Raw genomic sequence first — 9,430 nt, 5'->3', positions numbered from 1 at the left:
GAGGGCGTGCAGCAGGCGCTGCTCAAGATCCTGGAGGGCACCCAGGCGTCGGTGCCGCCGCAGGGCGGGCGCAAGCATCCGCACCAGGAGTTCATCCAGATCGACACCACCAACGTGCTGTTCATCGTGGCAGGCGCGTTCGCGGGGCTCGAGAGGATCGTGGCCGACCGCGTCGGAAAGCGCGGGCTTGGCTTCGGCGCCGAGGTGCGCTCCAAGGCCGAGATCGACACCCAGGACCACTTCGCCGAGGTCATGCCCGAGGACCTGATCAAGTTCGGCTTGATCCCGGAGTTCATCGGTCGCCTGCCGGTTGTCGCCTCGGTGACCAACCTGGACAAGGAATCGCTGGTCAAGATCCTGTCCGAGCCCAAGAACGCGCTGGTCAAGCAGTACAACCGGCTGTTCGAGATGGACGGCGTCGAGCTGGAGTTCACCGAGGAGGCGCTGGAAGCGATCGCCGATCAGGCCATCCACCGCGGCACCGGTGCCCGTGGTCTGCGCGCGATCATGGAAGAAGTCCTGCTGCCGGTGATGTACGACATCCCGAGCCGCGACGACGTCGCCAAGGTCGTCGTGACCAAGGAGACCGTCGAGGACAACGTGTTGCCGACGATCGTGCCGCGCAAGCCGTCGCGCACCGAGCGCCGCGACAAGAGCGCCTAGCCTTTTGAATGCACTGAGGGCTGTGAATCGGCGCGATTCACGACCCTGAGTGCAGTCAACGCCGCCGTCACTGGGGAGTCCGGCGCGCCGACGGGCTGCGGCGGGCGGCAGAACGGATCCGAGCAGCTCATCGCTTGACCGCGGGACGTCGTTCCTGAACCACCTCGTCGACGAGCGCGGCGATCTCGGCGATTCCGTCCCGCTGGGCAAAGGCCGCCTCCAACTCCCGGGCACGATGCAGGTAGGGCCCGTCGTCGAGGATCTCGTGCACCGCGCGGCGGATCATCGACGGCGACGGAGTGCCGGTCTTGAGGTTGATCCCCACCCCGGACCACGCGACCCGCGCCGCGACCTCCGGCTTGTCCTCGGTGCTGCCCGCCACGACCAGCGGCACCCCGGTCGACACCGCGCGCTGCACCGCGCCGTACCCGCCGTTGGTGACCATCACGTCGACCCTGGGCAGCAGGACGTCGTGCGGAATGTATTCGGCGACGTGAGTATTCGACGGCAACGCCACGTTGATGTCGCCGACGTCGCGGCCGCCCGTCGTCACCACGACCGTCACGTCCTCACCGGCGAGGGCCTCGATGGTCGGCTCGATCAGCCGGGACAGATCGTGGTTGTCGACGGTGCCCTGGGTGACGTGGACCACCGGGCGATCGTCGTCCAGCCTGGTCCACCAGCGGGGCGGAGCGTAGCGGTGCGGCGGCGACTGCGGATGCACCGCACCGACGAACCTGACGTTGGACGCCAGGTCGCTGCGCGGGTATTCGAAGCTGGGCACCGTCGGCACGATGAAGCGCTCGGCCAGCACGCCGACGTCGAGCAGGAACACCGGAAGCCGGCGCGCCCCGAGGCACGCGAGCATCGCGTTGGTGGTCCGGTGCGCCTTCCGAAGGACCACCTTGTGCGAGAACAGGTTCAGCGCACGGTTGCGCAGCCGCCCCAACCGGCCGACGCCGGGAAGCAGGCCCATGCCGTTGGGGGCGGTGTCGCGGCTCGACAACATCAGCGGGGTCGGCGTGTAGTACAGCACCGGCGGTCGGTCGGCCGGGTCGCCGAGCAGAAACGGGATGATCCCGAAGAAGCCGTAGTCGACGATGACCGCGTCGAAGCGGGTTCGGGCCATCGCCGCGGTCAACTCGGCGGCCTGATGCGGCATCGGGGCCAGGAACAGTCGGATGATGCCGCGGTTGAGCGACTTGATCACCGACGTCCTGCCGCGACTCGACGAGTCGAACGCCGAGTCGTCGAAGTCGGCGATCGCGGGCAGCGGATGCGGCTGGGCGCCGGTGGCGTGGACGGTGTCGTTGTGTGCCGCACCCGTCATCACGGTGACGCTGTCACCACGGGCAACCAGGTCCTGCGCGACGGCGAGCAGCGGGCCGATGTGTCCGACGGGGGACAGCGCGGCAATGAGAATCTCGGCCATGGTTACTTCGCCATCGCGAGGACGGGGTCGCGGGCCTCGCGCACGGCCGACATGAACAGCACCCGCAGGGTGTATGCCGGTGCGTCGGCGGGCTGAACCACCGACGCGAACTGCACGGCCGTCGCGTCCGGAGTCGCGCGCGCCCGAACGGCGGACAGCACGCTCGTGTAGTCGGCCGACGGAGCGACCGCGGTCAGCTCGTGCCACTCCGACCAGCCGCTGGCCCTCGCCTCGCGCCAGACCAGCATGGGTTCGTTGGAGCGTTCGGTGCGGCGCTGGCGCAGTGCGCAGACCAGGTACCAGACCAGCATTCCCGCCGCGATGAGGGGCAGGGTCAATTCCTCAGGCATGCTGGGCCCCCACCCGTCGCTCGGCGATGACCTCGTCGACCAGTGCGGCGATCTCATTGACGCCGTCGCGACGGCCGTAGGCCGCCTGCAGGCGTCTTGCGGACTGCCGGTAGGTGTCGTCGTTGAGCACGGCGCGCACGGCCCGGCGCACCTCGGCCGCGGTGGGCACGCCGGTGCGCAGGTTCACGCCCGCACCGAAGTACTCCACCCGCGCGGCGACCTCCGGCTTGTCCTCGGTGTTGCCGGCGACTACCAGGGGCACGCCCGTCATGAGCGCTCGCTGCACGGCGCCGTACCCGCCGTTGGTGACCATGACGTCGACCGACGGGAGCAGCATGTCGTGCGGGATGAACTCGGCGGCGAACGTGTTCGGCGGCAAGGGGTTCCGCAACTGAGAGATCGGGCGCCCGCCGGTGGTCACCACCACCGTGACGTCCTCGTCTGCGAGTGCGTGGATGGTCGGCTCGATCAGCCTGCTCAGGTCGGCGTTGTCGATGGTGCCCTGCGTGACGTGCACGACGGGGCGGTCGGCGGACAACTCCTTCCACCACCGCGGGGCGGCGAAGTCCTCGGCAGGTTCGGGGGTGACCGCGCCGACGAACCGCACGTGGCCGGGCAGGTCGCTGCGGTGGTACTCGAACTCCGGGATCGTGGGGACGATCAGCCGGTCGGCGAGGATGGCCGAATCCAGTACGAACACCGGCAGTTTCGGCTGACCCAGCGCCTCCAGCATGGTTTCGGCGGCTTGATGCGACGGGCGCAGCAGGATTTTCTGCGTGGCCAGGTTCAGCGCGCGGTTCCGCAGTCGGCCGAACACGCCTGTGCCGGGCAGGATGCCGGTGCCGCCCGGCGCGGTGTCCCGACTGGTCAGGAACAGGGGAGTGGTGGAGTAGGTCAGGATCGGTGGTCGGGACGTGCGCTCACCCAGCAGCATCGGCAGGATGCCGAGGAAGAAGGCGTCGGTCAGGATGGCGTCGAAGTGGTGTGCGGCCATCAACTCGTCCAGCGCAGCGGCCTGATGCGGCAGCGGCCGGACGAAGATGTGCTTGACGTCGAAGTTGACCCGCGCAATGCCGGATGTGTCGACGCGGCCGGGCAGGTCGGCATCGAACGACGTGTCGTCGTAGTCGGCGCCGTAGGGCAGCGGGTGCGGATTCGCGCCGGTGGCCAGGACCTTGTCGGCATGCCGGGCCGACGTCAGGAAGGTGACGTCGTCTCCGCGACTCACTAGGGCGCGGGCCACGTTGAGCAGTGGGGCGACGTGTCCGATGGGTGGGCACGCTGCGATCAGAATCTCCGCCACGGTGATGTCTCCCTCGTTGTCTGATGCGTGTATCGACGGATTCGATACTCGCGACCACGGGGTCGTCGGGCTTGGAGGTTGTGTGGAGATCGGGTGGAGATTGCAGGTAGACGAGCCGCTTGCGCGAAGAACGTCGATGTAGATGGGCCGCTTGCGGGCTATCCGGCGTGCTTGACCCGGTCCGGTCGGGTGTAGACGTTCATGGATTCGCCGCGAAGGAACGCCACCAGGGTGAGGCCGGCCTGGCTGGCCAGATCGACGGCCAGCGAGGACGGCGCGGAGACCGCGGCGAGCACCGGGATGCCGGCCATGACGGCCTTCTGCGTGAGTTCGAAGGACGCGCGCCCACTCACCAGGAGCACGGTTCCGGACAGCGGTATCCGCTCGTGTTCGACCGCCCAGCCGATCACCTTGTCGACGGCGTTGTGCCGCCCGATGTCCTCCCGCACGACGAGCATGGTGCCGTCGGCGTCGAACAGGGCGGCGCCGTGCAGGCCGCCGGTGCTGGCGAATACGCGCTGCGCGCTGCGGAGTTGGTCGGGCATCGCCGACAGCGTCTCGGCGGCGACCACGGTCGGGTCGTCGCCGGGTGAGTGGCGGCTGATCGTGCGGATGGCGTCGATGGAGCCCTTGCCGCACACCCCGCATGACGACGTGGTGTAGAAGTTGCGGGTGACGTCGACCTCGGGCATCGAAACACCCGGGGCCAGGCTCACGTCGAGCACGTTGTAGGTGTTGGCGCCATCGTCTCCCGCACCGCGGCAGTACTCGACTCGGGCGATGTCGTCGCGTTGGCCGATCACGCCCTCGGTGAGCAGAAACCCTTGCGCCAGTTCGACGTCGGAACCGGGCGTACGCATCGTGACGGTGATGGCGGCGCCGTTGATGCGCAGCTCCAACGGCTCCTCCACGGCGAGGGTCTCGGGCCGGGTGGTGACGGTCTCGGCGGTGAGGTGGCTGGCCCGCCGTCGCGCGGTGACCCTACCCACGAGCCGCTTCCAGCCTGATCACGATCGCCTTGGACACCGGCGTATTCGACTTGTCCGCCGTGTGATCCAGCGGAACCAGCGGGTTGGTCTCCGGGTAGTAGGACGCCGCGTTGCCGACGGGCGTCGGGTACGGCACGACGAGGAAGTCCTTGGCGTGGCGTTCCTCGACGTTGCCTGCCGCGTCGGTGAACTCGGAGATCAGGTCGACGCGGGCGCCATCGGCGAGGCCCATCGAGGCGACGTCGGCCGGGTTGACGAAGACCACCCGGCGGCCGCCCTTCACCCCGCGATAGCGGTCGTCGAGGCCGTAGATGGTGGTGTTGTACTGGTCGTGGCTGCGCAACGTCTGCAGAACCAGCCGTCCCGGCGGCACCGGGACCCACTCCAGCGGGTACACCGCGAAATTGGCCTTGCCCGTAGTGGTGGGGAATTCGCGCGCGTCCCGCGGCGGATGGGGGAGTTGGAAGCCGTCGGGTTGGCGCACCCGGGTGTTGTAGTCCGCGCAGCCGGGGACCACGTCGGCGATGGCGTCGCGGATGCTGTCGTAGGAGTCCGCGAACTGCTCCCACGGCACCGGATGCTCCGGTCCCAGAAGGGTTCTGGCCAGCTGGCAGACGATGGCGACCTCGCTGCGCACGTGCTCGCTCGGCGGTGTCAGGCTGCCCCGGGACAGGTGCACCATGGACATCGAGTCCTCGACCGAGACCAGCTGCTTGCCGCCGGCCTGCACGTCGCGGTCAGTGCGGCCCAGCGTCGGCAGGATGAGTGCCGTGCGCCCGTGCACGACGTGGCTGCGGTTCAGCTTGGTCGAGATCTGCACCGTCAGAGCGCAACTGCGCAATGCCGCCTCGGTGACGTCGGTGTCGGGGGTGGCCGAGACGAAGTTGCCGCCCATGCCGATGAACACCCTGCCGTGCCCGTCGCGCATCGCCCGGATCGCGTTGACGACGTCGTGGCCGTGCGTACGCGGACTGGTGATGCCGAACCGGGTGTCCAGTGCGGCCAGGAACTCCTCGGGCATCTGCTCCCAGATGCCCATGGTCCGGTCGCCCTGCACGTTCGAGTGCCCGCGGACCGGACACACGCCCGCGCCCGGCTTGCCGATCATGCCGCGCATCAGCAGCAGGTTGGTGGCCTCGCCGATGGTGGCCACCGCGTGCCGGTGCTGGGTCAGTCCCATCGCCCAGCAGAACACCGTCCGCTGCGAGGTGATGAGCATCTGCGCCACGCGCTCGAGCTGCTCGCGGTCCATGCCGGTCGCCTCCAGCACGGTGTCCAGATCGACTGCGCGGGCCTGCTTCTCGTACTCGTCGAACCCGGCGCAATGGTCGGCGATGAAGGCACGGTCGAGCACCGAACCCGGGTTGCGGTCCTCTGCTTCGAGCAGCAGCCGGCCCAGCCCCGCGAACAACGCCATGTCGCCGCCGAGGCGGATCTGGACGAACTCGTCGGCGATGGGGACTCCGTGGCCCACCACCCCATTCACCTTCTGCGGATCCTTGAACCGCATCAGCCCAGCCTCGGGCAGCGGGTTGACCGCGATGATCTTCGCGCCGCCCGCCTTCGCCTTCTCCAACACCGACAGCATCCGCGGGTGGTTGGTACCCGGGTTCTGTCCGGCGATCAGGATGCAGTCGGCGTGCACGATGTCCTCGACCGTCACCGAGCCCTTGGCCACGCCGATCGACTCCGACAGCGCCGTCCCCGACGACTCGTGGCACATGTTGGAGCAGTCGGGCAGGTTGTTGGTGCCGAAGCTGCGGACCAGCAGCTGGTACAGGAACGCGGCCTCGTTGCTGGTGCGGCCCGACGTGTAGAACAACGCCTCGTCCGGGTTGTCCAGGCTGCGTAGCTCGTCGGCGATCAGCCGGTAGGCGTCGTCCCACTCGACCGGCCGGTAGTGCGTGTCGCCGGGCGCCAGCACCATGGGATGGGTCAACCGGCCCTGTTGCGACAGCCAGTACTCGGGCTGCTCGGCGAGTTCGTCCACCGAGTGCCGCGCGAAGAACTCCGGGGTGACCCGGCGCTTGGTGGCCTCCTCCGCAACGGCCTTGGCGCCGTTCTCGCAGAACTCGGCCAGCTTGCGGCCGCCCGGCTCCTCGGGCCACGCACACCCCGGGCAGTCGAACCCGTGCCGCTGGTTCAGCCGCGACAACGTGGCCGCGGTGCGCACCGGACCCATCTGCTCCAACCCGCGGTGCAGCGACACCATCACGGCCTTCACCCCGGCCGCCTCGTGCTCCGGCCCGGAGATCACGGTTGCGTGCTCGTCGAAGCCTGCGTCGACGTCACGGTCGGGATCTCGGCGGCTGGTCATGGGTCCAATCTAAGCCAGCGCGCCCAGGTCCGCGACGAGTGCCACCCACATACACCTCGAGGTGTAAGACAGTGTAGAGGCGCGAACGAACATCGACATCGACGACGAACTGGTCGCCGTCGTCATGAAGATGTACAGACTCGATTCCAAGCGAAGCGCCGTCGATCTCGCGCTACGCCGACTCGCCGGTGAGCGAGGGTCCCGCGAGGAAGTGCTCGCGATGCGGGGCACGGGGTTCGACTACACCAACGACGAGATCGAATCATTCTCGGACGCCGACCCTATGCTCGCCGACCGCCAACCCGAGTAAGTGCTCGTCGATACCTCGCCGGGAGTGCAGGCGGCACGGCCAGACGGTGCACAGCATGATCGATTGCCTAGTGGCAGCGATGGCGATCCGACTCGATCAGCGGGTGGCGCGCCGCGACCGCGACTTCGAGGTCATCGCAGCGCATTGCGGACTGCAGACGTTGCCCTTGCTCTGAGTGGTCCGGCAGTTTGCCGAGTACACGCATTCTGGCGGTGACGCGCGCGTAACAGTCCCGGAACTTCACGCTCCTAATGTTGGCCGGTCTAGGTCCGCGAAACGGTTGCGGACGCATGCGGCGATAGGAACTCCATTGAGCGGAAACGCAGTCCGTCTGCAAGCGATCAACAACGTTGAGGCGTACGTGCCTCCGGCGATCAGCTTCGACCCCGCCGAGGCGCCCGGCGAGATCTTCGGTTCGAACGTCTTCACCAAGGCCGAGATGCAGTTGCGGCTGCCCAAGTCGGTCTACAAGTCCGTCGTTGCCACGATCGAGAAGGGCGCCAAACTGGACCCGGCGATCGCCGACGCGGTCGCCGCGGTCATGAAGGACTGGGCGCTGGAGAAGGGTGCCACCCACTACGCGCACGTCTTCTACCCGTTGACCGGTCTGACGGCCGAGAAGCACGACAGCTTCCTCGAGCCCGTCTCCGACGGTGCGACGCTGGCCGAGTTCGCGGGCAAGGTCCTGATCCAGGGCGAGCCCGATGCGTCCAGCTTCCCGTCCGGCGGACTGCGGAACACCTTCGAGGCCCGCGGTTACACCGGCTGGGACGTCACCAGCCCGGCCTACATCCTGGAGAACCCGAACGGCAACACGCTGTGCATCCCGACGGTGTTCGTCTCGATGACCGGCGAGGCGCTCGACCACAAGACGCCGTTGCTGCGCAGCCAGCAGGCGATGGGTGCCCACGCCGAACGCATCCTGGCGCTATTCGGACACATCAACCCCGACAAGGTGGTGTCGTTCTGCGGACCCGAGCAGGAGTACTTCCTGGTCGACCGGCACTTCTTCCTGGCCCGGCCCGATCTGATCAATGCCGGCCGCACGCTGTTCGGCGCCAAGCCGCCCAAGGGGCAGGAGTTCGACGACCATTACTTCGGCGCCGTGCCGGAGCGAGTGCTTGGCTTCATGATGGACACCGAGCGTGAGCTGTTCAAGCTCGGCATCCCGGCCAAGACGCGGCACAACGAGGTCGCGCCCGGCCAGTTCGAGATCGCCCCGATGTTCGAGCGGGCCAACATCGCCTCCGATCACCAGCAGCTACTGATGACGACCTTCAAGACGATCGCCAAGAAGCACGGCATGGAGTGCCTCTTCCACGAGAAGCCCTTCGCCGGTGTCAACGGCTCGGGCAAGCACGTGAACTTCTCGCTGGGCAACGCCGAACTGGGCAGCCTGCTGGTGCCGGGGGACACGCCGCACGAGAACGCGCAGTTCCTGGTGTTCTGCGCCGCCGTCATCCGGGCCGTGCACAAGTACGCCGGCCTGCTCCGGGTGTCGGTCGCCTCCGCGACCAATGACCACCGTCTCGGCGCCAACGAGGCTCCGCCGGCGATCATCTCGATCTTCCTCGGCGATCAGCTGGCCGACGTCTTCGAGCAGATCGCCAAGGGTGCGGCGACGTCGTCAAAGGGCAAGGGCACCATGATCATCGGTGTCGATACCCTGCCGCACCTGCCCACCGATCCGGGCGACCGCAACCGCACCAGCCCGTTCGCGTTCACCGGCAACCGCTTCGAGTTCCGCGCGCCGGGTTCGGGTCAGACCGTCGCGGTGCCGATGGTGATGATCAACACGATCATGGCGGATTCGCTGGACTACATGGCCACCGTGCTGGAGAAGGCCGTCGCCGACGGCGAGGACTTCGACAAGGCGGTGCAGACATTGCTCACCGAGATCATCACCGAGCACGGCGCGGTGGTGTTCAACGGCGACGGATACTCCGACAACTGGCAGATCGAGGCGGCCGAGCGTGGGCTGCCGAACCTGAAGACGACGCTCGACGCGCTGCCCGAGCTGATCAAGCCCGAGTCGCTGGCCCTGTTCGAGAAGTACAAGGTCTTCA

General features: G+C 67.8%; 8 protein-coding genes and 1 pseudogene. 4 read left to right on the top strand and 5 right to left on the bottom strand.

What is annotated here, in order from left to right:
* Window positions 1–663 (top strand): AAA family ATPase (locus QOC69_RS04695; RefSeq protein ID WP_526436861.1); only part of this gene is annotated, 663 nt, incomplete at its 5' end.
* Window positions 664–790: 127 nt separating this feature from the next.
* On the opposite strand, the gene QOC69_RS04690 is transcribed toward QOC69_RS04695, so the two are convergent.
* The 5 genes from QOC69_RS04690 to QOC69_RS04670 form a co-directional block, all read right to left on the bottom strand.
* Window positions 791–2,095: a nucleotide disphospho-sugar-binding domain-containing protein gene (locus QOC69_RS04690; protein WP_526436859.1), complete on the bottom strand. Its 1,305-nt coding sequence runs from the start codon at window positions 2,093–2,095 to the stop codon at window positions 791–793.
* Window positions 2,096–2,097: 2 nt separating this feature from the next.
* Entirely contained in the window at window positions 2,098–2,445 is a 348-nt protein-coding gene (locus QOC69_RS04685; RefSeq protein WP_526436857.1) for a hypothetical protein, read from the bottom strand.
* Window positions 2,438–3,748, bottom strand: a complete 1,311-nt coding sequence (locus QOC69_RS04680; RefSeq protein WP_526436855.1) for a glycosyltransferase — start codon at window positions 3,746–3,748, stop codon at window positions 2,438–2,440. Before QOC69_RS04680 ends, QOC69_RS04685 begins: the two co-directional genes overlap by 8 nt.
* A 158-nt stretch (window positions 3,749–3,906) precedes the next feature.
* Window positions 3,907–4,737: a formate dehydrogenase accessory sulfurtransferase FdhD gene (fdhD, locus tag QOC69_RS04675; protein ID WP_526436853.1), complete on the bottom strand. Its 831-nt coding sequence runs from the start codon at window positions 4,735–4,737 to the stop codon at window positions 3,907–3,909.
* Complete coding sequence (locus QOC69_RS04670; protein WP_526436851.1) at window positions 4,730–7,054, bottom strand: FdhF/YdeP family oxidoreductase; 2,325 nt, start codon at window positions 7,052–7,054, stop codon at window positions 4,730–4,732. Before QOC69_RS04670 ends, fdhD begins: the two co-directional genes overlap by 8 nt.
* A gap of 91 nt (window positions 7,055–7,145) precedes the next feature.
* Here QOC69_RS04670 and QOC69_RS04665 point away from each other — a divergent pair, with 91 nt between their 5' ends.
* The 3 genes and pseudogenes from QOC69_RS04665 to QOC69_RS04655 all read left to right on the top strand — a co-directional run.
* Complete coding sequence (locus QOC69_RS04665) at window positions 7,146–7,364, top strand: type II toxin-antitoxin system VapB family antitoxin (protein WP_526436863.1); 219 nt, start codon at window positions 7,146–7,148, stop codon at window positions 7,362–7,364.
* 10 nt (window positions 7,365–7,374) lie between these two features.
* Window positions 7,375–7,539 (top strand): annotated as a pseudogene (locus QOC69_RS04660) (PIN domain-containing protein); the annotation flags it as partial.
* A 135-nt stretch (window positions 7,540–7,674) separates the two neighbouring features.
* A partial coding sequence (locus QOC69_RS04655) for a glutamine synthetase III family protein (protein ID WP_526436849.1) occupies window positions 7,675–9,430 on the top strand: 1,756 nt, incomplete at its 3' end.

Source organism: Mycobacterium sp., assembly GCF_032162105.1.
Lineage (GTDB): Bacteria > Actinomycetota > Actinomycetes > Mycobacteriales > Mycobacteriaceae > Mycobacterium.
This window is presented reverse-complemented; position numbering and strand designations above follow the sequence as displayed.

What these genes read in the sequence shown, in the direction of transcription:
- QOC69_RS04690 (WP_526436859.1), bottom strand. Translation starts at nt 2,095, where the DNA reads ATGGCCGAGATTCTCATTGCCGCGCTGTCCCCCGTCGGACACATCGGC.
- QOC69_RS04685 (WP_526436857.1), bottom strand. Translation starts at nt 2,445, where the DNA reads ATGCCTGAGGAATTGACCCTGCCCCTCATCGCGGCGGGAATGCTGGTC.
- QOC69_RS04670 (WP_526436851.1), bottom strand. Translation starts at nt 7,054, where the DNA reads ATGACCAGCCGCCGAGATCCCGACCGTGACGTCGACGCAGGCTTCGAC.